The sequence below is a fragment of the Eubacterium multiforme genome (assembly GCF_030813415.1).
GTDB lineage: Bacteria > Bacillota > Clostridia > Clostridiales > Clostridiaceae > Clostridium > Clostridium multiforme.
Window position 1 is genome coordinate 221767 of sequence record NZ_JAUSUF010000002.1, and the last position, 25258, is coordinate 247024.

Sequence of the window (25258 nt, forward strand, 5' to 3'; positions counted from 1 at the left end):
GAAAGTAATGAACGTATACCCTCTGATAAATATTTAAAACAACTAATAAAAAATTTCAAATTAAATGATGATTATTTTTCATAAAATTTCCTAATAAAAAAAGGAAATTAAGTAAAAATATAGAAATATATAAATAAGATTTAAGGAGGGAAAAAAATGAAAAAAAATTTACTTTTAACGATACTATGCTTAACTACAGTATGTAGCACATCTATGAGTTCCTTTTGCAGCATGGAAATCTAAAGGGACTTATGCTCGTGTAGATATAAGACAAAGAGCATAATTTGAAGGTGGTTACAGAAAAACAAGTGTAGAATTAAAAATCCCTGTTACTTATGACTATTAATATTAAAGTAAGGAGAAATTTATGAATAAAAAAATAGGATCTGTTATAGTGGCTTTATCATTTTTAACATTATCAATTGTAATTTCAATAAATAACATGTCAATTACTATTAAAGAAATAGCAGCTGGAAATTTTAGCTATCATTCTGCGATAAGTGAGTTATCTATAATAGAATATTCCCCAATTATTTTAAGTATTTTAATAGGAGTTATACTAATTATTAAATCTAAAAAAGAATAATTAATATAATAACAAAGTCATATTTTTAATTTACTTATTATATCTATTATTGGGTTATTTTTTTAAGTTAAATTCTAAAAAATATAGTAAAATTTAAATTTGAAATCTAATGGAAATACTAATTTTATATTATATTATTTTAAAGGACTAAACAATTCCCTTATCCTATATTAAAAGACAGGCTAGGTTTATATTACTTAGCTTGTCTTTATATAATGTTACAAAGTCAAAATGAAAAATTATGTTATAATATACAAAAAAAGTAATGAGGTTTTTATGAAAAAATATTTAAATCCAATTCTTTTATTAATAGTATTTCTATCAATAATCTTAGTATCATCAATAATGATATCCAAGTTTCCATATGATCATCCAAAATTGGAAGTTAGTTCGCCTAAAGATAATATAAATTTTGAAGCTTCTACAAATGGGGGAAATTGGTTTGATTCTTATGGCGGTAATAGTTTTGATTTAGGAACTTATGACATAGTAAGATTAAATGAAATTGAAACTATTCAAGTTTCATGTAATACTAACATTAAATTAAACTTATCATTTACTAAAAATATAAAAACATTTAAAGTATACTCCATAAATAAAACCATTAAAGAAAATGATAAACATACTGAAGTTGAGGTTTCTAATTATACATTTACTACTCCTAAAAAAACTGGTGTATATGGATATATTGTTGAAACAGTTTGGGATGATAGCCATAATGTTAGATTTATTTTAAAACTTAAATGCAAATAAAAAAATGTACTATTTTACAATAGTACATTTTTTATATAATTTTATGTAATATCCTGATGATCTATAAATGCTTTTCCTACTAATAGTCTGAAACATATGTATCTTCTTTATTTATAATGCTTATGAATTCATCCTTATTTTAATTATATATTTTCTCTAACTAAATAAAATACTTTTTATGTATATATTTATATTATTTTAGCTTATCTTAATCATTATTTATAAATAATAATTTGTATGATAATCATCATTTATATATTATGTAGATATTTATATAATATATGTGGTCAATAAAATAATTTTCAAAAATATTTTTAAAAACCAAGTGTACTTAAAGTTTTGGAAGCTTCTTTGAGTACACTTGGTTTTTTTAATACCATTCCTATAATTATAAATAAAATTATATTTTACTAACAATGCATTATATCATTTTATTTATTTAGTAAAACTATTATAATATATTTACACAAATAAATTTCATAAATAAAAAGTAAAAAAGCAGGCTTTCCCCCGATCGCCCTGTTTTTTTGCTTTTTCATAAATTAAGATATAATTAAAATTTAGTAACAATATTATTTTAAAATTAAAAAATAAAGGCAACAAAATAACTAAGATTTTATTGCCTTAAAAAAATTATCAAGTTGCAATTTTATTATAATATAATTGTACTAATCAAACTATGACTTATATCATTTCTTAGTTTATTATATTATAGTATTATAATTAAAATATTAAATCAAAAAGGAGATATTTACATTTCCCCTATCCACCTTTCTCCTTTTTGTTTTTTATATTTTAAAATTTATATTATACTTCTAAACATCTTTATATGAATGTGCTTAAAGCTTACCTCTATTATCTATTTTTAAGCACATTCTTTTTATTTTTTACTATATTTTGTTATATAAAAATTTTTATAATACCCTATATTGTTAATTTAATAATTTTATGTACTTGATCTTATTATATTTTTAATTAATTATTTATTAATGTCAAATTGAATATGTTCATTTCCTTCAACAATTAATTTTGTATCATTTACCTTTAAGTCTTTAGGAACATCAAATACTGCAAAGCTCTTCTTAGTTATTCCTGGATTAATTATAGTATATGGCATAATATAGTTTTTATCTTTATCATTTGTTATTTTTTGAGAAGATAACTTTTGTAATGTTTCAAAAGAATTTTCATCAATATGATATTCTTTTTCATTATTAATCAATTGAAGACTTATTGGTGAGTATTCAATATCTTCTCTTGAAGTATTTTTTAATGATATTTCTATCACTATAAATTTACCATTTGCATTAGTTTGTCCAGATTTAGTCTTTACATTGCTAACCTCCTTAGTATTTAAAACTTTTAATTCAGCCGTTTCAAATTCATAAGATTGATCTAATTTTATTTTTGATACTTCATCTTCTTTCTTATACGAGACAATACTTTCCTCTCTTACACTTTCACACCCTGAAAATAAAGAAATTCCTGGAATCATTATCATTAAAATAATTAGCTTTTTTTTCATATGTATTCCCCCTTAAAGTTTTGTAAATATATTCTAACATCAAAATAAAAACTTTTATAGAGTTAACCCAATATCAAATCAATACTTTTTTATGTATATATTTATATTATTTTAATTATATAAAATTACTATTTTAGCTTATCTTAATCATTATTTATAAATAATAATTTATTTTCCAGTTGTACTTTCCATTAATTCTTCCGTCTTTCTTCCATCATTAAATCCTTCTTTAACCCCATTTAAAAAGTCTTTAAGTCCAAAAATTAAAGATAATATTACTATAATTAATATTCCTATCATAATTTTCTTTTTCATTAATTCTCCCCCTAAATATATATTTATGTATATTTTAATATTTATATTTTTAAAATGTAATTACTGCTATATAAATTATTAATATACAAAAACATCCTATAATTGTATTTTCAGTTGTACTTTTATTATTTTTTATAGCTTTTAGCATAGCTACATGATTTATATAAAAAATAAAACATGCAATTATTGCTAGAAAATATAAAATAGCTGTCACGTTATTCCCTCCTTTTTTGAAATTCTTTTAAATAATACCATTTTTTATAAATTTAGTCTAATAAAATACATTATTTTAACTGTTTATTTACATTATTTTGATATAGTAATAAAAAGAACTGCAAATTTATAAAGAAAATATAAATGTAAAGGAGGAACTACTTTTGATAAATTTGAAAAACTTAAGAGAAAAATAAATAGTTTAATTATTTTATTGATATTACCTCTTAATGATTACCTAAAACTCCTGAAAGAGCAATAATTCCAACACCAAATTCTACTTTTAATAATCCAGTTGAAGAAATATCCATATAAAGTTTACCAACTCCTGGGCTAAGATTTTTATTATTATTATTAAATTTTTTAAGTGCTAATAATCTTAATGACTTTGCTAACTTCATTGTTTCAACTTCAAAGTCCTTTCCATTTCCAACTGCATTTTTAAATTCAACAAGGTTAATACGCTCATCGTCAGTAGTTTCTTCATTTAAAATTAAATCATAAACTCTTTCTAATAAATTATTTTCTGCTAATAATATTTTTTCTTTTCTACTCAATTAAATCACCTCTAATTTTCAAAATATTTATTATATATTTTAACATATTAAATATTACAATTTGTAAAGTATATGTAAATTGTATGTATTTTGGAAATTTTATATGTACATCACTTTTTTAATATTTATATTTTCCCATAAAAATAAAGGCAGGATTTCTCCTGCCTAAAATAATCACTATACACAACGGCCCCATCTCTCGCCATTACTTAAATTTCTAACTGCCATATAACATCTTTTGCCGCTTCCTCCTATCCAGCTGATCCATACATATCCATCATTTAATACTACATGATCATAACGTACTGATTCACCTTTATTATATATTCCAACTTTTTCTGATGATGAACTTGGTGCCCTTCTTATATTAAGTCCTGATGCAGTAACTACTGTACAAGTTCCATTTTCATCATATTCTTTCTTATACTTTCCTTTACCAGAAGTGACTTCTTTTAATTTTGCAAAAGTATTTGTTCCAGCTAATCCATCAGGTGCTAGTCCATAATCTCTTTGGAATTTAACTAATGAATCATAAGTACCTTGCCCAAACTTTCCATCTGCTCCATATCCACCACAATTATATCCTGCTTTTATAAGTAGCCTTTGTAATTCCTTACATCTAGCTCCTACATATTTTCTTGCCTTATCTAAATTAACATTTATAGTAGGTTTATTAATTTCAACACTTGGCATTTTTCCTGTTAATTTCTTTTTAAATTCCCACCATTTTGACCAGTTATTTCTTGAAAGAGCTTCTGGACATATCTTTCTACTTGCATCATAATGTCTTACTACTTTATTATCAGGAATATTATATTTAGCTTGTAATTTCTTTATAAGCCATATTGTATTTTCAATAGTCTTAGCAGTAACTTCATTATTTCTTCTACACATTTCTATACCTAAACTATTTTTATTTGTAATTCCATAACGTCCATTTCCATCTCCACAATGCCATGCTCCATTGTATTCTTCAACAACTTGTGTAATTGAATCATCATCTACAAAAAAGTGAGCTGATGCGTTACGAGTACCAGTACAAAAATAATTAGCATTACTTTCATCTGAATCTGTTTTATTTCCCGTATCATGTACAACTATATATTCTAATCTGTTCCTTCCATTATAATGATCGTCTGGATCTATTCTTCTTTTCATTAGTACCATTTTTTAATCCTTCTTTCTTATAAATTTTTATATAAAAAAGAGCAAAGGTATTTTCCTCTGCTCTTTAAATATTTTTCTTATTTTATTGTCCTGTTTTATCTTCAGTTGGCACATAATTTGATATTGCAGCTAATTTATTCTTAAGTTCAATATTTTCAGTTTCCAATTTTGAATTTTTATCTACTAATTCTTTAGCCTGTTTATTTATTGAATCTTTATTAAGCATCTCCCTTCCCTCATTTACTTTACCTGCTATTGCTAATCTAAGTTCTTTAACATCTTTTTCATTTAGATAAGGAATCTTCTCTAGTAACAATTTATCAAATTCATCTGCTTTACTTTTTACAAGCTGTTTTATATTATCAGTAATTCTGTATTTCTCTTCTACAATATTCCAAACTTGCTTTGCAGTTTCTACTTCTTCTATATGTTTATCTAACTGTAATCTTTGCTCTACAACTTCTTTCTTTTTGCCAACATACTTTATAATTACATCTGCAACGCTTTTTACTATAGCTACAAAAACTCCCATAATTGCAGCAATTAAAACTGGACCTACTGATGGTATAATTTCATTTACTATTGTTTCTTTCATTTTTCATTCCTTCTTTCTTTTATTTTAAAAATTTATTTTTTATTTCCTCTAAATCTTCTTTTATTCCTTCTACAGCTTTTAAATTGTCAGCTAATGTTTCTATAGTATGCTGATACTTTAATTCTCTTTCTCTATTCTCCTTTCTCGTATCCCAAAGCAACCATACAAATAAAGCAGCATAAGAAACATTTCCTATCATTTGTGTTATTAGTTCTTGCTCCATATATAACAAGACCTCACTTTCTATAAATAGCAATAAAAAAAGACTAGAATTGATTAACTAGTCTTTTTTAAATCCTCTATTTCTTTTTCTAATTTTTCTATTTTATCTATAGCAATCTTTAAAGCACTTATAGCATAACTTGTATATCCATACATATCTACTCCAGTTTTTATTAGATTTGTATCATTAGTATCACAACATAACATTGGTAGTTCATCTATCATGCTACCAAATGATACTTCTGTATCATATCCAATAACATTTCCATTTTTATCGAATTTTTTTAAATTAAAAGTATATAAATTTATGTTCTTTATCCCTTCATATGCTTGAATATCATTGTATTTAGATATATTTGTCTTTAAATGCCTATGAGAACTAATATTAGGAGCATATTTAAAATATCCTCTATACCATCTGAAACTTGGACTTCCTAATAAAACATCCCCATCACTCAATGATCTAAAATATTTATCATTAGAACTATCTGTAGACACTTGTATTCTTATCCCAGCTCTATTTGGTTTATCATCAGCTAAAATAAGCCCATTTCCATTATCAAAATTTCTTACACATCCTACGGCTAAGTATGAATTAAATGCTGATGCACTGGATGTACTAAAAACAGCTAATCTTCTTTCATTTCCATCTTCATATTTATTAGAAACTGAATTTGTTGTTATTTCCAAATCTCTAAGAGCTGCAATTCTAATATCACCATTATCATACATTTTTATATTGCTATAATCATTATATCTATTAACCCTATAAGCCATATCTAAATAGTCCCCTGTATCTTGTGGATTTTGTCCTTTTCTAAATGCAGTCATAACAAAGTAATTAGAGTTTCCATTAAATCCATTTGGAGCAAGTCCTAATCGTGGAGCATCTTTAACATTATCTGAACTCCAACTAACATACCCTAAATATGCATTTTCAACATTTTTTTCATTTATAATAGAGTAATTACCTTTATTTATAAAAATGTGTTTTTTATTTTCGTCTCCTAACGTAGTTGCCCCATCTATATTTATTTTACTTGATTCAATTTTAAAAGATCCTGGAGTTAAATTAATTGTTGATATAATATTAGTCTTATCAGTTTTATTTGCCATTTCTAACTTAATCGCATTTAATCCTACATTAAACGATGCTATTTGGCTTTGTATAGAACTTATTGTACTTCCATCCGCCTTTGTTGATACTATTCTTTTTATATCATTTACAGTAGCACCTATTTGATTGTTTTTTTGCACAAAATTACTTTCAACTGTATTTATTTTTGAAGTAGTTTCTATTATCTTTCCATTTAATGTCCTTGTAAGAGTATCTATATCTGTTTTATTTACTTTGGAACTAACTTCTGTTTTCAATATATTTATTGCTGATGTATTAGCTGTAACAACATTATTAACTTCTTTTACTTTACCATTGATATACTTATTAGTTTCTGCTTTAGCTGTATCAGTAACACTGTCTGCATATGCCTTAGCTTTTGTTTCAGCATCAGTTGCTTTAGCAATAGCAGTATTTAAATTATCATTAGCCTGTTTTATCCTGGACTGTTCTTCTTTAGTTACAATACCATCTGCATATGATTGTGCCTGTGTTTTTGCTAGGTTTGACTTGGCAATAGATACTTCATCTGCATATGCTTTTGCTAAGTTAGCTTTTGATGTTGCTATATTTTCTGCATAACTCTGTGCATCTGACTTAGCTTGATTGACCTTTGTAACTGCTATATTTAAATTATCTGTAGCTTGCTTAATTCGTGCTTGCTCTTCTTTAGTTACAATCCCATCTGCATATGCTTTTACTTGCTCTATAACTAAATTAGCTTTAGCAATTGAAACATCATCTGAATATTTCTTTAAATCTATCTTTGCTTGATTTAAATTACTTTCATTTTTAAGTATTTCGCCTTTAATAGTAGATATTTTACTATTAATTTCTGTACTTAATTCATTAGTTTTATTTGTACTATCTGCTATAACTTCTTGCTTGGTAACTTCTATAATCTTATTGGTATATGTTTTAACTTCTTCAACTTTAGCTAAAGCATTGTTAAGATTATCTTGTGCTTGCTTAATTCGTGCTTGTTCCTCAATAGTAATTTTATTATCAGTATTAGCAATTGCATTTTCTTGCGCAAGTTTAGCTTTAGCTATTGCTACTTCATCACTATATTTTTTCAAATCAGTTTTAGCTTTTTCTAGTTCCTTTTCTACTATAGTAGTATTTTCTTTAGAAACATTGTCAGCATAAGTTTTAGCCTCAACTAAAGAGCTGTTAGTATTTTGTAATGATTGATTTATAGCATCTTGTTTAGATTTATCTATTTTTACAGATAGATATTCTTTAACTACTTTTATATTACTTTCAATTGTACTTGTTTTTGAATTTAAACTATTAATACTAATTAAAAAATTATCCTTAACTTGTTTTAATTCTGATGATACTGTATTTATTTTTTCATTTGTTTCTTTAGAGTTACTTAATATAGAACTATTAATTTCTTTAACACTTTTATCAATATCACTTTGGCCAACTTTTAATTTTATCTCTTTCTCTAATATATTAAGCTCTGCTGCATGTTTAGATAAATTAGTATTAACTGAATTTATTTGTACATTAGTATAATCATTAGCTTTATTTAAATTTTCTAAAATACTAGCATTAAGACTATCTTTAGCTTCCTTAAAAATTTGATTGTCTACTTTTAATTTAATAGCATTATCTAAAGCAATCATCGTAGCCTTTTGATTACTTAATTCCTTGCTATGCTCTGTAATAGTATTATTTTGTCTAGACAACTCTATATCTAAAGTTCTATCTCCAATTTGTACTCTAGTTCCTTTTATAGTTTCAGTAGCTCCATTTACTTCTCTAATAACAGAATTTATATCTAGTTTATTACCACTTATATTAGCATTATCAGCGACTTTATTATTATTTATAGCACCATCTGTAATACCAGCGTTGTGTACCCCATTCCCATCTATCATTACTGTTTGTCCATCTTTTGCCCGTACTAACAAACCATAATCTGCAGTACCATCTTGCTTTCTATATTCCCCTAAAACAATCCTATTAATATTATTTCTATTGACAAGTATCTGATTTCCTACTATTTCTATTGTCCCATCTGCACTAATAATTTTATGTTTGCTAGTAATTATATCTCCAGCATCTAATTTATTTACACTTAAAGAGCTTATTTGAGATGAACCAATAGCTCCCTCTGCTATTATTGCACTACCTGCAGTTATAGCATTAGCTTTAAAATTATTAGCAGTAAGATTTCCTGCTAGTGCATTTTCTAAAATTGCAGTTTTATTTTCTAATATCCCAACTTTAGCAACTGCTGTATTAAGCTCTGTTAAATCAGCTTTACCTGCTTTAATTTCTTTTATTATAGCTTGAATAGCATTAAGTTCAGACATAGATGCCTTAGTAACTTCTAGCGTACCTATTCTAGCTATTATTACATTAAGATTCTGTATATCAGCTTTATTAACATTTAAATTTTCTAGTTCTGCTAATATAGCTTTTAATTTAGCAACTTTTATTACATTTGCTTCAAAATTTTCTATTTGTTTAACTTCTATGGAATCTATTGTACTTCCATCAATAGTTCCATTATCTGTTGTTATATTATCTACAGTATCGCTAGTTTCTTGAAATTGATGTTGTAAATCTTCAAATTTTAAAACAGTATTAGCAAGATCACATCTATCTCTATGATGTTCATCTGGATATTCTATTATTTTAACTATTCTTTGCTTTTCTTTTATTCTATTTTTTTTAGAAATTAAATCTATATCATCACCTAAAGAATAATCTAAAATATTTTTATATTTTTTATTCATTTTTGCAAGATTAATTGTTTCTACTCCATATGATCTATATGGTTTACTAATTTCATTTAACTTTGCAAATGCATCTTCTTTTAAACTTTCTTTTACTGTATATCTTTCATCTATCCAATAAAATGTTTTCACTTTATTAGTATATTGATAATTTTCTAAATACTTCTTTCCTTCATTAATTGATTCTATATTTAAACCATCTTTACCTATAGGTATTATCCTGGTATAGTAATCATTTGTATTTTCTTGAATATCAATAGATTTAAGATTTAAATTTTCAATAAAATAAGTTCCTTTATAGCTGCCTAAATGTTCATATACTTCTATCTTCTTATTTACAGTATCAAAGATTATATCAACTCTATAAATTTTCTTTATTTCTTGAATTATATCCCATGAACTACATCTACTCTTTCTTACTGTCCTTTTCTTTTTTATTGAATTTTCTTTAACACTCCATCCAGTTCCAACTAATGCTAAATTTAATGCATAAGTTATACTTTGTTCTTCACTTATAAATCTATCCCATTCTTTTCCTTCCAAATCTTCTACATTTAACTTACAAATAAATTGAGTATATTCTCCACTAGGGTTAATTTCTTTTACTATAAATTCATCTGTTTTCGTTAATATATATGATTCCGTCAAAATATCAGAATAATATTTTTCATTTTTAGGATATAAAAAAGAGAGTGTTTTATCTCCACTCTCTAACAAACTTTCTATATATAAATCTTTATAATTTTTTAATCCTGCTATTTTTTTCTTATTGGAATTTAATAAATGTATCAAATATTAACCCCCTTTCAATTAGAGATTAAATTATTGCTCAATCATAAAATCTATGGCCATTAATTCAGCAGCACTCATATTAAAATCTAAAATATCATCTAATTTAAATCTATTAATATCAATGTCTACTTGGATTTCATCTAATTCTTTACTATCTTTATTCCAGTTTTCAATATCATCTATCTTATATTTATTCTCTTCCTCTGCTTTGCTACAATATTTTTCTATTAACTTTTGTCTTTCATTATTATAAACTTCTAATTCTTTTCGAATTTGGGATATATTTTTAGAAATAGAGTATGAAACTTTAACAGGTAATTCCTTTCTTGCTATTTCTTCTAAAGCTCCTGAAGCTTCCACTATTTTTTTATTAGTTAATTTTATTATCATTTTTATTCCTCATTTCTTTTATTAAAATACAATATAATTTAATTCTTCTGCCCTTTTAGCAACTAATGCTTTAAACTCTGCATATTTAGTTTTTACCTCAGTAGAATTAGATTTATATAATTCTTTATTTACAACATTAACATTTACATTCAACCCAAATGAATCAGCATTTAAAGTACATGTTAAATACATTACTGGTTGAACATTACCTTCTTCATTTTTTAAATTAACAGTTCCGTTTATAGTTACATTTTCTTGAATATCTACATTTACTTTTACTTCATTTTCCATTTTTAATTCCTTCTTTCTTATTTATATATATCTTGGATTATATTTTATAGTTACATCACAATTATTTTTACTTAAAGTTATATTTCTTCTTCCTGGATATAAAATAGGGAACTCCCACATATCGATATCATTAAATTTATTAATACCTTCTTGTAAGACAGTTCCCTCATCACCATTTATTATTATTTTTTTATTTATTTCTAAATTTTTAATCGTTATAGGATCATCACCTAATCCATTAATTTTTAAATCTACTACACCAATACTTGGAGTTATCTCAATTATTGCTGGTGTTTCAATATTTCCTAATATATTTATTTCTTTACTTAAAGTTCTATTTATCATTTCAACCTTTTCTTCTCCAAGCTCTATAGAGTCTAATTGAAGATGTAAATAAAGCCATTCATTTATTTCAGGCTCCTCAACATTACTATCTTTAATGAAACAAATATATTCATTTTTTAAGTTTTTAAATTTTACTCTAACTTCATCTATAAAATATTTCATAAAGTTAGATATATTAAGATAAATCTCATCTCTATTTTTACCTTGAAAAAGTATTTTCAATTCAATTTTTTTGTAATACTTCTTACTTGATATTTTTTTATTATTTTCTTTTTCAATTTCAATATTAGTAGGATGTATAATCTTAGAGCTAATACTTGCACCAAAAATTTTAATATCTATATCACCATTTATAATCATTTATCTTCTTCTCCTTGATCTAATAGCTAATTCATTTGAAATTATATCTGTAACTTCTTTATTACCTATTTGAATATGAGGCTCTATTTGAAGACCACTTAAAGCTACCATAAAACCTTTTATTATTTCATCTGCAAACTCTTTCATCTCTTGCTTACTATTAGAATTAGTTATTATTCTTTGATTATTAGTATTAATGGTTTTTGTAAGTGATTTACTTTCAAAGCTTTTTGAAGAAAAATATCCACCTGAAGTCATTACATTTCTAAGCATTCCTACTGACCTATTATGAGGAATAATTTCTTCTCCCCCTCTAAACCTTCTAAATTCTGGACCATTAACCCCTACAACTGCAAAACTATTTCCTCTTCTTGCAAGCTCAAAACCTTCTTCACCTACTACATGAACTCCTGAAGGTGCTGAGGTTGTACCTTTAGCAAATCCAAAAATACTTTTGATTCCATTACCAATAGCCTCAAATACAGTCATTATTGTTACTCTTTTACTTCCTGGTATATTATTTATTTTGCTTCTTACTTCATTGAGATTTGATATTGCTCCATTAGTATTAGCCTTTATATGAATTGGCCTACCATTTAAATTTAAAATACCTTCTCTAGTTCCATCTGCATTTCTTTTTACATCTTTTAATGTTGATATAACTCTTCCATTTGAATCTACCATTTGTCCTGATGCATTTATAGTTACATTCTTCATATTATTCAATGCTCTTTCAATTTCTGCTCCTGAAACTTGATGCTGAGCACCCATCTTTTTAACATTATCTGCAACTTTTTTCGTATATCCACCAGCTGCTCCATTAAAAGAATCATATATACCTAATATTTCTCCAGTTCTTTCATCAATATCTACTGAAACACTACTCCATGTACCATGTATTTTATTATACATAGAATATGTACCATCAGATGTAATAGTATCTATTCCATCATATTGTGACTTTATAGTTCCTAATATCTTTTGTGAACTCTTATCTTGTTGAGTTAACATTTCACCATTATACTTATTAATTTCAGCTAATATTTCTGGATTTTTTTCACCAAGTATTTTTAAATAGTCTGCATACATTCCATTAGTTATTTTAAGTTTTTCATTTCTTTCATTTTCAGCAGCAGTTATTTTATCTTGAATTGCTTTTTTATCTTCTCCATCTGCTTGAGCTAAATTTTCTTTTAATAATGCTATCTTAGTATCATAACTTGCTTTTATTTTAGTTATCTCTTCATCTCTTATTTTAGTTTTTTCCTGCATAAGTTTTGAAGCATCTTCTAAACTTATACCTCTTATTCGCTCCTGGAACTCATTTTGAGCATATAAAACTTCTTCATGAGTCTTTCCTAACGCTTCTAATTCTACCTGAGCTATTCTATTATTCTTTTCTTTAATTAACTCTACTTCTTTATCACTTAATCCTCTTTTTTCATTTAAAGCTCTTTGTTCTATATCAAATATCTCTTTTTTCAACTTATTTACTTCATTTATCTGATTATCACTATTTTTCTTCATGAAGTTTAATACTCTTTTTTCTGACTCATCTAATACACCATCACTTACAAAAAATTCTTTCATAGATTTATTGGATTCTTCTTGCTTAGATTTTATAGCATTTATAGCTCCATCACACATACTAGTAACTCTTTGCTTAAATTCTTCTGATTCTTTTTTAGTAATTACTTTATCAAAATTAATTTCACCTAATTTTAAGTTAAATTCATTTACTTTTCTTGTATTTTCTTCAACTTTCTTTTGAAATTCTTGACTTATATTCTTACCAAAATCTTTATAAACAAGTCCTGATTTTATTAACTCTTCCTTTGATTTAGTTTGAGTTCCTGTAAAGTCAGCAACTGCTCTTTCAAGCCATGTCATCTTCTCCCTAGTATGAAGTATATTTTTATTCATAACATTACTATAAGCACCAGCAACTTTCATTCCTGCATAAAGAGCACCTATAGCTGCAGTAACTCCAATTGTTACTGGATTAAGTAGTCCCATACCCTTGCTTAGTAAACCTACTCCTTTACCTGCCAATTCAGTTCCTTCTTTTACTTTACTTGCTCCTTTACCAAAATCACTTAACTTTGATACTCCTTTGCCAGCAAATTTAACAAAACCTCCAACACCACTTGTAAGTTTACCTAGCATCAAAGTTGCTGGACCTAATGTGGCAGTGAATGCAGCTACTTTTACTATAGTCTGCTTTGTATTGTCATCTAAAGAATTAAACCACTTTGAAGCTGATTTTACTTGATTAGATAATTCCTTTAGTAATGGAGTTGCTGCAACCATTATAGTTTTACCGAGTTCTGCTGATGCAAGTTTAGCATTATTCATAGCAATAGCTGCATCTTCTGTACCATCTGTAATTTGATTAAAAGTATTTTTTACTGTTCCTTGAGATTTTTCTATTATTTTTAAGAAGTCTTCATATTGAAATCTTCCTCCCTTTATAGCATCTGCTAAATCTGGTCCAGCTTTTTGTCCAAATATCTTTATTGCCTTAGTAGTAGCACTTGCAATATCAGGACACTTAGCAATCTCATCTAAAGTTTTCTTAAATTCTTTTCTTGAATCTTTACCAGCTGAACTCCAATTACTTATAGCTTTCTTCATACCGCTAAATGCAATTTCAGTATTAACACCAGCTTTTTCCCAACTAGAAAATATAGCTATACTTTCTTTAGTATCAAAACCTAATGCCCTCATAGGAGCCCCATATTTAGTTAAGTTTTCTGTTAATCTATCAATGGATATTCCACTTGCTTGTGCTGCAGAAGTTAATTCATCTAAAATTTCATTATATTTATCAGCTTTTATTCCCGCATCTCCCATAGCTCTACTAACAAGTTGAACTGAAGATGTTGCATCAGTATTATTTATCCTAGCAAATTCTAAAAAGGTTTTTGTACAATCCTCGGCCTTTTTATCTACATATCCAAATCTTGTATTAACTTCACCCAAAGCACTTCCTATAGCTCCAAAATCATCACCTGAATTACTTGCTATATTTTTATATGTTTTCTCAAGTCCTTTTGCTGCCTCTCCAGTTGCTCCAGTAGCTTTTATAACATTATCTAAACCACCTTTAACTTCTTTATAACTTACAACTCCAGCTGCACCTGCTGCCACTATTCCAGCACTTGCTACACTCATACCTTTACCTACAGTTGTAATGCCTTCACCGATTTTCTTTATTTTATCTCCATGATCTTGCATAGACTTACTAATATTCTTCATTTTACTTTTATAATCATCTAATGCCTTGCTTTTAAGAGAATTATTTGTATTATCAATATCTTTTTTTAAGTTTTTCATTTCAATTTCAGTTAAACTTATATTATGAGTTGCAGTTCTCATTTGATTTTGATATCTTTCTAGTTGCTTTTCTGCCTTTTCAATAGCTTTTGTATTATCACCTTCAGCATTTTTTAATTTTTCTAGTTCTTCTTTTTTCTTATTAACTTTTTGTTTGGACTCTGCTAATTGCTTATTATAGGCTTTAAGTTTTGAATTTTGAATTTCATATTTCTTTTCAAGATATGTTAATTTAGTTTTTAGACCTTCCTGTGTCTTTTCAAAATCCTTACTTCCTTTTGATGTTGCCTTATATTCTTTATCTAAGTAATTAAGCTCTTTCTTTAAGGTTGAAATTTGTTTTGTAGCACCTTTATCCTGGACTCCTAGCGTCACAAGTAGTTGCTCATCTGACATAATTTCACCCCCTTCTTTTCTAATCTAAAACTTTAAGCTTTGTAATTTCTCCTCTTGTAACATTGTCATCATTATTCCTTGAATTAGTTCCTTTTTCTTGTGTATTCATTTCCTTATGAATATCTAATTGTTTAAAAATCTTACGTGGAGTATCTTCCCAAAATTCTTTTTCTGTTTTGCCTAAAATTGTTGTATAGCAATAATAAAGCCAGTCTAAATCTATATCTTCTTTACTTGTATTTCCTCTTTTTTTTTAGATTCTTTTGGAGCTTCTGGTAGTGACATATTTACAAGATATATAACATAACCTGTAAGTTCAAAAAGATAGAAAACTAAATCACCATTAATTACTTCTAAGCCTAAAGGTTTATCAGGTTCCTCTTTTCTTCTTAATGTACTTGCAATAAAGTTTATAATTGCTTCATCATCAAAATTCTTTAATTTTTCCTCACCTAAAACAAATGGTTCTCCACTTAACTCTTTGTAGGTAGCTATACTTTTCATGTCAAATGTCATAATAAATCTTTCATTATTTATTTCAAACTCTAGTTCTTTTTTCACTAAATCCATATTAAATTACTCCTTAAATAAAATAAGGACTAGATAAATTATCTAATCCTATTATCAATGATCTTCTTATGCAATATCTTCATCTGCTGCATACACAACTTCAGTGAAAAATTTATATAATTTTGTTTTATCAACATCTGTTTCTGCTGAATCCATAACAAAACTTATTTCATCAATAGCTTTCTTATTATTAAATGGTATTGCCTTACCTTTTAATACTATTGGAGTAAAATCAAAATTTTCTCCTGATGATTTAGCAGTACTTTCATCTCTTGCTAGTTTTACATTATAAAAAACTGTATTTATAAAGCTTCCATCACTATATGTTTCTTGAAAAAGAATTGCTACTGGTACTGCCTTTTCATTAGCATTAGTTGAATATCCACCTTTGTTATATTTTTTACCCATAATTTTTGCAAGCATTTTAGATGAAATATTTGAAAAAGTTAATTGAATTTCTGCACCTGTTGGCTTCTTTAAGTATATATTTTGTATATTATCTGCATAATTAACACCTTCTGCATAAGTATAATTATATTGTAATTCTTCTAAATCCTTAAGTTTTTCTGGAGCTATAAAAGTTATACCGTTACTTTCATCTTCATTTCTAAAAGCAATCATACAATTCTTACAACCCATCTTTTTTCTAGCTTCTGGCATAATTTATCTACCTTCTTTCTTTAATTTTTCATATAAAAAAGGTCTTATTTCTAAGACCTTAAATAACCTTTAAAACTAATTGCTGTATTAAAAAATCCATTTTCAACTTGTATTGGCACTTGAACTCTTCCACCTCTAAATCCAGCATTTAGCATTGCTTTTCTTATTTTTTCATTTTTAAAATCAATTTTTTCTTTACTATATACATTCAATAAAATAGTATATTCTCTGGCCTTTTCTTCATTATCTGCATAGTATAAAGGATTTGATATATAATTATATACTACACATTCATCTTGATAATCTTCTCTTGTTAAATAAAAATTTTCTATACCAATATCAGATAAAACTTTACTTATTTTCTCATTCATACTATCACTCATTCCATACAGATTGTATCTCTTTTTTTATCTTTTCTTTTAACTTTTTTTGAATATCTTTTTCTATACCTGCAATAGCTGAATAAAACCATAATTGATGATTGTTTATGTATATATCACCTTTAAAGTTTAAACCCTTATCAAAATACCCCCAATTTTGAAACCATAAAGGTTTCCAAAGTTCAAAATCAGCATTATCTTTGCAGAATCCAACATCAACAAAACATGAAGTTCCATACTTTCTTGTTTCACCTTTTCCTATATACAAATAACTAGTATCAGAGAATTTTTTTGCTTCAGCTCTTATTGCTTTTTCAACATCCTTTGCAACATCCTCAATAGCTTTTTCAGTTTCTATATGTGATAGCTTATCTAATTTATTTAATAAAGCTCCTATTCCATCTATTTTTATACTCATTACTCTATATATTCCGTTTTAATTTCTAAATATCTTCCTCTATCCTCTACATCATTAACGTAAAGAATATTGTATGGTATCCCTTTATATAAAACTCTATCTTTATTAGTGATAACTTTACTTCTAGACGCTCTTATATAGAAAGTTTTAGCTATTTTAGATCCTATTCCTTTAGCTTCTATAAACTCTTCTCCTCTAACATTCATTACTTTAGCTTTAGTTACAAATAGAGATTTCCAATTGCTTTTAGGCCTATTCTCATCATCCTTTCCCTTTGTATACCTCTGAATTTCTACTAAATTTCTAAATTCTCCAGGATCAATATAAAAATTCATATCTTATCACCCCCATATTTTTCATTTAGTATCATTCCACTAATGCTACTTCTCATTTTCTTTCTATTATTTGCATATAAACTTCTATTATCGTAAAACTCCTGTATATAAAATAGTAATAATAGTTTTTGCCTACTTGTCATATTTTCTCTATTAAATTTAGGGATAAGCTCTTTAAATTCATCCAAAACAGCATTTTTTATAAGTTCTATATATTTATCATCAACAGAATCATATACATTTAAAAAATCTTTTATTTCATCTAATTCCATATATACTATTCCACCTCTTTTATAAGAAGTGATATTAAACCACTTCTTATACTAATTTTGTTGAATCAACAAGTAATATTTTTACTGCTTGTTTGTCTACTAATTGACCATCAAATCTAAATACACCTTTTAATTCTGTTTTATCTTTTCTCCATGCTTCTCCACCAATTCTGCTACTTTCAATTGACATTTGTTTTCTATCAAACATAGTGTATAAAGCTTTTAAATCTCCTATGATAAAAGGAACTCTTGTTTTATCTGAATCAGTTATATTCTTCAAAAATTTATTAGGTACTTTAACAATTTCTTTTCCTTTAAAAGCAAATCCACTAGCTTTAGTTACATCTGGTTGTAAATAAGGATTTCCTTTTTTATCTTCCATTCCATCTAAGTAATCGTACCCGTCTGAATTAACAAAAATACAAATATTATCACTAGCTATATCATCTAAATCTTTATTGAAAACTGATTTAAACTTCTTTATAGTTGGAGTTTCATCAACTTTTTCTGTTATATTTAATAATGCACCTTTTGTTTTAGTAGCTTCTGTTAATATTCCAACAGCTGCTTTATTACCTGTTCCATTGAATACTTGGTATGCATAAGTATTTAATTCATTTTTTGCTATCCATTTTTCTATAAAAGCAAGAATATTTTCTGGAGTATCCTCTAAAAGTTCATTTGTTATAGGAATAAAACCAGCATATTTTCTTACACTATACTCTAGTTCATCAAATTCAGGTTCATGTAATTCTTGAATTTCTGCTCCTTCATCTACACTTGCAAATCCACTTGCATCTGGTTCATTTTTAACTAATGGTCTTGATCCTTTAAGTGTTGATACAGGTTCAACATTAATATATGGTCTTATATCAAATTCTTTTCTTTGAAATTCAATTATTTTAGTTTGTGCATCATCTGGAACAATTGCTCCACCTTTAGACTTATCCCCTTCAACCATTAAGTTTTTAATTTCTTGGAGTTCTTCTTTTGTAGCATTACCAATTAGTGCTTTTACAAATATTTCTGCTTTATTTGTAATTTTTTTATCTTCTTCATCCTCTTTAATATCTTCCACTTCCTCTGGTTCTTCTTTAGCCTCTTCTAATGCAATTTTAGCTTTTATAGCACTTATTTTCTTTGCACATGCTAATATTTCATCTGCATTTTCTGAATTTTGTAATTTTTCTCCTTCCTCTTGTGCTAACTTTAATTGATTTCTTAAATCGTCTATTTTCTTCATAATTTAATCCTCCTAAAATATTTTTATTAAATAAAAAAAGCTAGGCTATTAATAATCCTAACTTTGCTTTTGCAAGTTCTAATTTTTTCTTGTTTTCTATTTCTTCTTTCTTTTTATCATCTAATGTATTTTCATTTTTTTCTTTAGCTTTACCTAATAACTCTTTTGGAATATGGTTATATAAAGAAAAATCGAAATTACTACAAGCTGCTACATCAATTTCTTCTGTTACCTTCATATTTTTAAATATAGCTGAAGCCTCTTCCCCATTAAGCCATGTTTCTTTTTGAACCATTTCATTAACTAATTCTTTATCACTTTCATTTATTAAATTTTCTTCATAAATACTCATCATTCCAACTTCTATTGATTCTAACATCTCTATTGCTTTTTTAAAATCATTTGCATTACCTCTAGCTCCCATAATTGGCTTATGAACCATTAAAAATGCATTTTTAGGTATTATTATTTCATCACCAGCCAAAGCAACTAAACTTGCGGCACTAGCTGCAAAATCTATATAAACTTTCTTTTTAGCTTTATGATTTTTAAATAAATTATACATAGAAACACCAGCAAATAAAGCTCCACCTGGAGAATTAATGTGGATTTCTAATTCATCCATATCTTTTAGGTTTTGCATAGTTTTTATAAAATCTCGTAAATAATTATCTTTACTTTCTTCTCCATCTTCATACCAAGGTTTTTCAGTCATTATTTCTCCAACTATATATATTTCTGCTGTACTTTCTGTCTTATTTTTAACTTCAAAGAATTTATTTTTCATTATCTTTCCTCCTTATAGCCATAGATTTATTCCTTTGATATTCTTCCATCATATCTACATCTACATAATTTAAACTTCTATAATGTTTATCTCCCTTAGATCCTATTTCTTCTTCATCCTCTTTAGATAAGCATTTATTAATAGAGTAAAGACCAATGTTAAGCATCTTCTCATAGAAAGTTGCCCTAGATATATCATCTGCTCTCATAGCAACAGCCATATTAAATTTACAGTAAGTTCCCTTATTTTTTTCACTTGTATAATAGTACTTATAATTAAATTCTTCCTCTACATCTGTAAGTAATGGTTGTATAGAATTTGATATAAAATCCATAGCTTGACTTTGAACATTATTAAACTTAGCCCCGTCCATTATTCCAAGCATATATGGAGGAACATTGAAAAATCTTCCTATTTCTTCAACACTAAATTTATTTAAATTTAAAAACTGTGCATCTTCAAAGCTCATAGATATATCTTTATATTCAATTCCACTATCTAAAATAGGGATATCATATGAATTTTCTATGCCCGCATTAACCTCTCTCCAAGCCTTTTTAATATTTGCTTTAGGTTCATCTTCTAATGTTTCTGGATGAATTAACAAACCTTTTGATAAAGTTCCATTTTTATAATACTTACTTAAAAGTTTATTACCTGCTCTAGCGTTTCCTAAAGTTTCTCTAGCTAATTGTATTTTACTTTTACCTAGTATTCCATCAGTTCCCCAATCCTTAAAATGCATAACTTCTTCATCTGTAAAAGTTTCTTGTTTTAATGCTATTGGATTTTGATATTTATATCTAAGACTTCCATCACTCATTATAGATATAGTAGTTCTCCAAGGTTCTAATCTATTTAAAGATTCTCTATTATTTTTTATAAGTACGTATGCATTTCCCCACAAATCTATATCAATACTAATCATTTTTTTTAATTGAGATGGTGTTGTTAGTCTATTTGGCCTTACTTCTAATAAATAACTTGAATTATCAAATATCCTTTGCTTTCCTTTAATGGTTTTTCTGAATGTTTGAAGTGGCATTTTACTTATTGTTCCACTTCTTATGGAACAACATCTATATACAGCACTTAAGTTTAATGCTAAATTAGGGGTTATTTCCATACCACTTTCCGTTAATCTACCACCAATTAAATCTACAAACCATTGTTCTGGATTACTTACATTAGAAGGCTTATTATCTTTCTTAAATATTTTCTCAAACATAATTTACCTTCTTTCTAACTTTTTATTTTACTTATTAAAATACCTAAAACTATCAATACTATGCTTAAACTTAAGTATCCAGCAAATAAAGATATAAATCTAAACATAGTAAAAATAAATATACCTATTCCTAAAAAAATAAGCATATCTTGAAAATTATTAATCAAAAATATGCTTAAAGATTTTAAATATTTAGTTATAATTTTATGCATATAAAGCCTCCTACATTTTATAATTTTTGCTAAAGATACTGTTATAATCTTTCTTATTTATCTTATTATCAAGTAAACAATATAGAGCTATTATTGTAGCTACAACCATATCTACTTTATTTTTAGATTTCTTTTTATTTACATACTTATTTTTATTTGTATCTTCTGTACATTTAGCATTAGAAAAGTTAATTTCTAAAAGTCTATTTTCCTCATATTTAAAAGTTCTATGCAATATATATTCTTTAAGTGTCTTAGTTGGAAAATGTAAATACTTACTATGTTGAATAACTTCAACAACTTCATAACCTGCTTTTTCAAGTTTCTTAGCTGTAGACATACAGTTATACCTATCAAATCCTATTTGAAGTATCTTAACTCCATATTTATCTTCTATTCCCAATATAAAATCTTCTATGAAAGAATAATCTATAGCATCATCTCCACAAGGGTAACAGATTTTTTGTTTTATCATCTTACTATATCTTAATCCTTCTTTATTTGATTTAATCTCAACTCTATCTTTAGGAATAAAAGCCCATACTTTAGCATATAACTTATCTTCTTCTTCAGTTATCATTGCTACACTTGTATTATCTTCACTCATAGATAAATCCAAACCTAAATAAACTTTTTTGCCCTTCCAGAAATTTAAATCTTCTTTTATTACACATTCCTTTACAATATTTATATCTACATATCCTTCTGTTCCAAGTCCTTGATATAATATATTATTGTGTTTGCATAAATAATTTTCTCGCTTATTTTCATAGAGTATTGCAAGAGCTCTCTTTTTCTTTAATGTTTCAAATATTCTTGGAGTACTTACTGCTACTGGATTAGATTGATATATAACTAAATCATTTGTTTGCCATTCTTTTATTAATTTCTCATCTGGTTCATATAATAAACTAAAATATCTTTTATCATCTGTTAATCCATCTAAAACCTTTTTCGCATAATCTATTTCATCTAACATAACATTATTATCATTTGGATATTGAGTTGAAATAACTATTCCTAATTTGTTGATAAGAGTTATTTGAGATGATCTCATTGCTTCTACTGGATATTCATCTAATGCACCAGCTTCATCAGCTAAGAATATATTTGCTAATTTACCATCCATTCCATCATTACTATAGGCTAGGGGGACATATTCACTCTCAGTTATTTTGCACATTATCATATCTCTATTAATCTTGAAATATTTTATTAATGCAGGACTACATTTCACTATCTTTTTTACAGCTAATTTAAGTTCACTAGATAATTTAAAATCTGGTGCTACACTAAAAAATCTACTAAATCTCGGTTCTATTAACATACCAATTATAAATATTATTGCTGCAACAAATGTTTTATAGTTTTTACGGCTTATTTCTAATAATCCAGTTTCATAATACCTACTATTATCACTTTTACACCTGGTACAAAGAACTGCCACTACAAAAAACCAAGCATACTGTTCCATTCCTTCATATAGAGTTATTTTCCCACCTAAGTCTGGGTGAATCATTAATTTAAGTAGCTTACACATCTTTTTAAAGAATTTTTCATTAAAGTAAGCTTCTTTATTTCTACCTTCGACTATTTCAATCCATTCTTTAGCTTGTTTTTTTACATATATGCCAACCTGTTTATTATTTTCTTCTATACACCAAAGAGCATATTTAAATGCTGTTGACTCTTTAATATTAATCATCATCTGCTAATGCTTTAAGCAAAGGATCCTCAGCCTTATCTTTTGCATTTAAATTTATATTTGAAAGTTTAGCTCTACTTTGAGGAGATAATGATAATTCATTACAACACCTATAAAAATCCTTTGAATATTTATCTTTAGCACTCATAATTTCGCTTTTAAATAATAATCCATTATTATCATTTATTTTATTTTCTAAATATTGAATCCTTTCAATAGCAATAGAGCAAGTAACTAATATATAAATGTCTAGGTTACTTAAAATTCCACTTTCTTTTAATTCATCTTTTATATAATTGAAAACATCTCTTTGGTTTTCATTTAAAAATTTAGGTGGATATATTTTATCTCCATTTCCTCTAAGTTTATTTTCATATTCTATTCTTTCTTGAATTTCATCCTTAGTTTGAGAACATTCAGATAATACTTTTGCACTCTTACATGGTCTTGCCAAATTTTTCACCTACTTTTAAAATAAATTTTAAATTTTTCATTTTACAGATTTTGTGTGAGAAAGGGTACCCCCGTCATGATAAAATTTTTCCTTTTAACTTTTTACTATATGGGGTACTTATTCATTCCTATTTTTTCAATTTTTTCTTTATATTTTTTTAATTTAAAATTACCAGCTTTATAATCATTTAACATACTAAATAGAATATCTTGAGTTTCTTTTTTATTTATTTTATACAACTCATGAACTATCTTATGTGCCATATCACTTAGTGGTATTAGATTATTAAAATCTTTCCCTTTTGTTTCATCTTCAAGAACCTCAATGATATGATGAGTTACTGTTGCTTTTCTTTTTCTCCCGTCAACATATAAAGAGAATAAACAAGTACTATTATATTTATCTAGCACCTTTCTTCTTGTCTTCCTGTATTCCTTAGACTCATATACTTTATTATCTATTCTACTTCTATCATATGCCTTCTTAGCTCTTCTAGGGCATTTGTGGGGTTTATCCACTATTCCACAATATCTACAACTTATCTTCATACATATTTCCTCACTATATTTCTATAATCTTAGCTTTAATCTCTTTCTCTTTAAGCTTTAATCCTTTTTTATCTATATCAATCTTAGCAGGATCTTCTTTCCATTGAGCTTTCTTTCTATTATTCAAATAATATTTCTGTGCTGCAAGCTCTGGTCCTTTATACTTTTTTACCTTACTTATTTTCACATCTTCCTGGATTAATACAGTTTGACCATCTTCAGCCATAACTTCTTTTTTTATTTTAGTTGGTACTTCTTCATAATAATTATATCCAGTACAATTTTTAAATAATGCTTTCTCAACTTCTTGATCTCTAGTATCTTTTGCCTCTAGTATTGTATCCTTTATTTCCGGATATTCGGCCTTATATTTCTTCCAAGTTGAGTATGAAACACCTACTATTTCAGCTATTTCTTTATCTGTCTTACCTTCTTCAGCCATTGATTTTATTAACTTTAAGTTGCTCATTATATTTTCTTTAACAGATTTCATATCTAACTTCCTCCTTTCATAACTAGACCTTTCATTTTTTCAAATGCTTAATAATTTTTATTTGTAATTTTCCACCTAATTTTTACCAGAATTAAAAACCTATCTAAACCATTGATTTCACTAACCTTAAAGGCATTTTAATTAATACTTACAAATGCTCCAAAACAGTAATGATTACTCATTCCATTTTTACCGTATATATATTAGTAGAGTTTTTTCATTATCTCCTTAAATACACCC

General features: G+C 26.6%; 28 protein-coding genes. 2 read left to right on the forward strand and 26 right to left on the reverse strand.

Going from position 1 to position 25258, the window contains the following annotated elements; all coding sequences use genetic code 11:
• Positions 1 to 367: 367 nt before the first annotated feature.
• Positions 368 to 586, forward strand: a complete 219-nt coding sequence (locus tag J2S18_RS05125; protein WP_307484116.1) for a hypothetical protein — start codon at positions 368 to 370, stop codon at positions 584 to 586.
• A gap of 276 nt (positions 587 to 862) precedes the next feature.
• The gene (locus tag J2S18_RS05130; protein WP_307484119.1) at positions 863 to 1339 is read left to right on the forward strand and encodes a hypothetical protein; all 477 of its coding nucleotides are present in this window, start codon (positions 863 to 865) and stop codon (positions 1337 to 1339) included.
• A gap of 979 nt (positions 1340 to 2318) precedes the next feature.
• On the opposite strand, the gene J2S18_RS05135 is transcribed toward J2S18_RS05130, so the two are convergent.
• The 26 genes from J2S18_RS05135 to J2S18_RS05260 all read right to left on the reverse strand — a co-directional run bounded on the left by J2S18_RS05135 (position 2319) and on the right by J2S18_RS05260 (position 25018).
• Positions 2319 to 2864, reverse strand: a complete 546-nt coding sequence (locus J2S18_RS05135) for a DUF4352 domain-containing protein (RefSeq protein ID WP_307484122.1) — start codon at positions 2862 to 2864, stop codon at positions 2319 to 2321.
• Positions 2865 to 3032: 168 nt separating this feature from the next.
• Positions 3033 to 3179 (reverse strand): hypothetical protein, encoded by a 147-nt coding sequence (locus J2S18_RS05140; RefSeq protein ID WP_307484125.1) that lies wholly within the window; start codon positions 3177 to 3179, stop codon positions 3033 to 3035.
• A gap of 49 nt (positions 3180 to 3228) precedes the next feature.
• Positions 3229 to 3393: a hypothetical protein gene (locus J2S18_RS05145; protein ID WP_307484127.1), complete on the reverse strand. Its 165-nt coding sequence runs from the start codon at positions 3391 to 3393 to the stop codon at positions 3229 to 3231.
• 226 nt (positions 3394 to 3619) lie between these two features.
• Positions 3620 to 3949 (reverse strand): bacteriocin immunity family protein, encoded by a 330-nt coding sequence (locus tag J2S18_RS05150; RefSeq protein WP_307484129.1) that lies wholly within the window; start codon positions 3947 to 3949, stop codon positions 3620 to 3622.
• 177 nt (positions 3950 to 4126) lie between these two features.
• Positions 4127 to 5116: an N-acetylmuramoyl-L-alanine amidase gene (locus J2S18_RS05155; protein WP_307484132.1), complete on the reverse strand. Its 990-nt coding sequence runs from the start codon at positions 5114 to 5116 to the stop codon at positions 4127 to 4129.
• 82 nt (positions 5117 to 5198) lie between these two features.
• Positions 5199 to 5711 (reverse strand): cobalt ABC transporter permease, encoded by a 513-nt coding sequence (locus J2S18_RS05160; RefSeq protein WP_307484134.1) that lies wholly within the window; start codon positions 5709 to 5711, stop codon positions 5199 to 5201.
• Between the two features lie 19 nt (positions 5712 to 5730).
• Positions 5731 to 5934, reverse strand: coding sequence for a BhlA/UviB family holin-like peptide (locus tag J2S18_RS05165; RefSeq protein WP_307484136.1), 204 nt, complete (start codon positions 5932 to 5934; stop codon positions 5731 to 5733).
• 53 nt (positions 5935 to 5987) lie between these two features.
• The gene (locus tag J2S18_RS05170; RefSeq protein WP_307484138.1) at positions 5988 to 10595 is read right to left on the reverse strand and encodes a phage tail spike protein; all 4608 of its coding nucleotides are present in this window, start codon (positions 10593 to 10595) and stop codon (positions 5988 to 5990) included.
• A gap of 30 nt (positions 10596 to 10625) precedes the next feature.
• Complete coding sequence (locus J2S18_RS05175) at positions 10626 to 10985, reverse strand: hypothetical protein (RefSeq protein ID WP_307484140.1); 360 nt, start codon at positions 10983 to 10985, stop codon at positions 10626 to 10628.
• 21 nt (positions 10986 to 11006) lie between these two features.
• The gene (locus tag J2S18_RS05180) at positions 11007 to 11276 is read right to left on the reverse strand and encodes a hypothetical protein (RefSeq protein WP_307484142.1); all 270 of its coding nucleotides are present in this window, start codon (positions 11274 to 11276) and stop codon (positions 11007 to 11009) included.
• A gap of 21 nt (positions 11277 to 11297) precedes the next feature.
• Positions 11298 to 11981 carry a phage distal tail protein gene (locus J2S18_RS05185; protein ID WP_307484144.1) on the reverse strand — a complete coding sequence of 228 codons (684 nt, stop codon included), beginning with the start codon at positions 11979 to 11981 and terminating at the stop codon, positions 11298 to 11300.
• Positions 11982 to 15713: a phage tail tape measure protein gene (locus J2S18_RS05190; protein WP_307484147.1), complete on the reverse strand. Its 3732-nt coding sequence runs from the start codon at positions 15711 to 15713 to the stop codon at positions 11982 to 11984.
• Between the two features lie 219 nt (positions 15714 to 15932).
• The gene (locus J2S18_RS05195; RefSeq protein WP_307484149.1) at positions 15933 to 16283 is read right to left on the reverse strand and encodes a hypothetical protein; all 351 of its coding nucleotides are present in this window, start codon (positions 16281 to 16283) and stop codon (positions 15933 to 15935) included.
• Positions 16284 to 16349: 66 nt separating this feature from the next.
• Positions 16350 to 16943, reverse strand: coding sequence for a major tail protein (locus tag J2S18_RS05200; protein WP_307484152.1), 594 nt, complete (start codon positions 16941 to 16943; stop codon positions 16350 to 16352).
• 50 nt (positions 16944 to 16993) lie between these two features.
• A complete protein-coding gene (locus J2S18_RS05205; RefSeq protein WP_307484155.1) occupies positions 16994 to 17314 on the reverse strand; it encodes a hypothetical protein in 321 nt (106 codons plus the stop codon).
• 4 nt (positions 17315 to 17318) lie between these two features.
• Entirely contained in the window at positions 17319 to 17741 is a 423-nt protein-coding gene (locus J2S18_RS05210) for a hypothetical protein (RefSeq protein ID WP_307484158.1), read from the reverse strand.
• A complete protein-coding gene (locus J2S18_RS05215; protein WP_307484161.1) occupies positions 17741 to 18076 on the reverse strand; it encodes a phage head closure protein in 336 nt (111 codons plus the stop codon). The genes J2S18_RS05210 and J2S18_RS05215 overlap by 1 nt, the downstream gene beginning before the upstream one ends.
• Positions 18073 to 18348, reverse strand: coding sequence for a head-tail connector protein (locus tag J2S18_RS05220; protein ID WP_307484164.1), 276 nt, complete (start codon positions 18346 to 18348; stop codon positions 18073 to 18075). Before J2S18_RS05220 ends, J2S18_RS05215 begins: the two co-directional genes overlap by 4 nt.
• Before the next feature lie 46 nt (positions 18349 to 18394).
• The gene (locus J2S18_RS05225) at positions 18395 to 19591 is read right to left on the reverse strand and encodes a phage major capsid protein (RefSeq protein WP_307484167.1); all 1197 of its coding nucleotides are present in this window, start codon (positions 19589 to 19591) and stop codon (positions 18395 to 18397) included.
• 40 nt (positions 19592 to 19631) lie between these two features.
• A complete protein-coding gene (locus J2S18_RS05230; RefSeq protein ID WP_307484170.1) occupies positions 19632 to 20378 on the reverse strand; it encodes a head maturation protease, ClpP-related in 747 nt (248 codons plus the stop codon).
• Positions 20368 to 21606, reverse strand: coding sequence for a phage portal protein (locus J2S18_RS05235; protein ID WP_307484173.1), 1239 nt, complete (start codon positions 21604 to 21606; stop codon positions 20368 to 20370). The genes J2S18_RS05230 and J2S18_RS05235 overlap by 11 nt, the downstream gene beginning before the upstream one ends.
• Positions 21607 to 21620: 14 nt before the next feature.
• Positions 21621 to 21818: a hypothetical protein gene (locus J2S18_RS05240; RefSeq protein ID WP_307484176.1), complete on the reverse strand. Its 198-nt coding sequence runs from the start codon at positions 21816 to 21818 to the stop codon at positions 21621 to 21623.
• 10 nt (positions 21819 to 21828) lie between these two features.
• Positions 21829 to 23526 carry a terminase TerL endonuclease subunit gene (locus J2S18_RS05245; RefSeq protein WP_307484178.1) on the reverse strand — a complete coding sequence of 566 codons (1698 nt, stop codon included), beginning with the start codon at positions 23524 to 23526 and terminating at the stop codon, positions 21829 to 21831.
• Positions 23516 to 23977, reverse strand: coding sequence for a phage terminase small subunit P27 family (locus J2S18_RS05250; RefSeq protein ID WP_307484181.1), 462 nt, complete (start codon positions 23975 to 23977; stop codon positions 23516 to 23518). The genes J2S18_RS05245 and J2S18_RS05250 overlap by 11 nt, the downstream gene beginning before the upstream one ends.
• Positions 23978 to 24081: 104 nt before the next feature.
• Positions 24082 to 24525 (reverse strand): hypothetical protein, encoded by a 444-nt coding sequence (locus J2S18_RS05255; protein ID WP_307484184.1) that lies wholly within the window; start codon positions 24523 to 24525, stop codon positions 24082 to 24084.
• Positions 24526 to 24538: 13 nt separating this feature from the next.
• Positions 24539 to 25018, reverse strand: a complete 480-nt coding sequence (locus tag J2S18_RS05260; RefSeq protein ID WP_307484186.1) for a Xaa-His dipeptidase — start codon at positions 25016 to 25018, stop codon at positions 24539 to 24541.
• Positions 25019 to 25258: the final 240 nt, after the last annotated feature.

What these genes read in the sequence shown, in the direction of transcription:
- J2S18_RS05175 (WP_307484140.1), bottom strand. Translation starts at nt 10,985, where the DNA reads ATGATAATAAAATTAACTAATAAAAAAATAGTGGAAGCTTCAGGAGCT.
- J2S18_RS05195 (WP_307484149.1), bottom strand. Translation starts at nt 16,283, where the DNA reads ATGGATTTAGTGAAAAAAGAACTAGAGTTTGAAATAAATAATGAAAGA.
- J2S18_RS05135 (WP_307484122.1), bottom strand. Translation starts at nt 2,864, where the DNA reads ATGAAAAAAAAGCTAATTATTTTAATGATAATGATTCCAGGAATTTCT.
- J2S18_RS05205 (WP_307484155.1), bottom strand. Translation starts at nt 17,314, where the DNA reads ATGAATGAGAAAATAAGTAAAGTTTTATCTGATATTGGTATAGAAAAT.
- J2S18_RS05180 (WP_307484142.1), bottom strand. Translation starts at nt 11,276, where the DNA reads ATGGAAAATGAAGTAAAAGTAAATGTAGATATTCAAGAAAATGTAACT.
- J2S18_RS05190 (WP_307484147.1), bottom strand. Translation starts at nt 15,713, where the DNA reads ATGTCAGATGAGCAACTACTTGTGACGCTAGGAGTCCAGGATAAAGGT.
- J2S18_RS05240 (WP_307484176.1), bottom strand. Translation starts at nt 21,818, where the DNA reads ATGCATAAAATTATAACTAAATATTTAAAATCTTTAAGCATATTTTTG.
- J2S18_RS05210 (WP_307484158.1), bottom strand. Translation starts at nt 17,741, where the DNA reads ATGAGTATAAAAATAGATGGAATAGGAGCTTTATTAAATAAATTAGAT.
- J2S18_RS05160 (WP_307484134.1), bottom strand. Translation starts at nt 5,711, where the DNA reads ATGAAAGAAACAATAGTAAATGAAATTATACCATCAGTAGGTCCAGTT.
- J2S18_RS05235 (WP_307484173.1), bottom strand. Translation starts at nt 21,606, where the DNA reads ATGTTTGAGAAAATATTTAAGAAAGATAATAAGCCTTCTAATGTAAGT.
- J2S18_RS05155 (WP_307484132.1), bottom strand. Translation starts at nt 5,116, where the DNA reads ATGGTACTAATGAAAAGAAGAATAGATCCAGACGATCATTATAATGGA.
- J2S18_RS05230 (WP_307484170.1), bottom strand. Translation starts at nt 20,378, where the DNA reads ATGAAAAATAAATTCTTTGAAGTTAAAAATAAGACAGAAAGTACAGCA.
- J2S18_RS05255 (WP_307484184.1), bottom strand. Translation starts at nt 24,525, where the DNA reads ATGAAGATAAGTTGTAGATATTGTGGAATAGTGGATAAACCCCACAAA.
- J2S18_RS05165 (WP_307484136.1), bottom strand. Translation starts at nt 5,934, where the DNA reads ATGGAGCAAGAACTAATAACACAAATGATAGGAAATGTTTCTTATGCT.
- J2S18_RS05140 (WP_307484125.1), bottom strand. Translation starts at nt 3,179, where the DNA reads ATGAAAAAGAAAATTATGATAGGAATATTAATTATAGTAATATTATCT.
- J2S18_RS05200 (WP_307484152.1), bottom strand. Translation starts at nt 16,943, where the DNA reads ATGCCAGAAGCTAGAAAAAAGATGGGTTGTAAGAATTGTATGATTGCT.
- J2S18_RS05260 (WP_307484186.1), bottom strand. Translation starts at nt 25,018, where the DNA reads ATGAAATCTGTTAAAGAAAATATAATGAGCAACTTAAAGTTAATAAAA.
- J2S18_RS05125 (WP_307484116.1), top strand. Translation starts at nt 368, where the DNA reads ATGAATAAAAAAATAGGATCTGTTATAGTGGCTTTATCATTTTTAACA.
- J2S18_RS05215 (WP_307484161.1), bottom strand. Translation starts at nt 18,076, where the DNA reads ATGAATTTTTATATTGATCCTGGAGAATTTAGAAATTTAGTAGAAATT.
- J2S18_RS05225 (WP_307484167.1), bottom strand. Translation starts at nt 19,591, where the DNA reads ATGAAGAAAATAGACGATTTAAGAAATCAATTAAAGTTAGCACAAGAG.
- J2S18_RS05185 (WP_307484144.1), bottom strand. Translation starts at nt 11,981, where the DNA reads ATGATTATAAATGGTGATATAGATATTAAAATTTTTGGTGCAAGTATT.
- J2S18_RS05220 (WP_307484164.1), bottom strand. Translation starts at nt 18,348, where the DNA reads ATGGAATTAGATGAAATAAAAGATTTTTTAAATGTATATGATTCTGTT.
- J2S18_RS05130 (WP_307484119.1), top strand. Translation starts at nt 863, where the DNA reads ATGAAAAAATATTTAAATCCAATTCTTTTATTAATAGTATTTCTATCA.
- J2S18_RS05245 (WP_307484178.1), bottom strand. Translation starts at nt 23,526, where the DNA reads ATGATGATTAATATTAAAGAGTCAACAGCATTTAAATATGCTCTTTGG.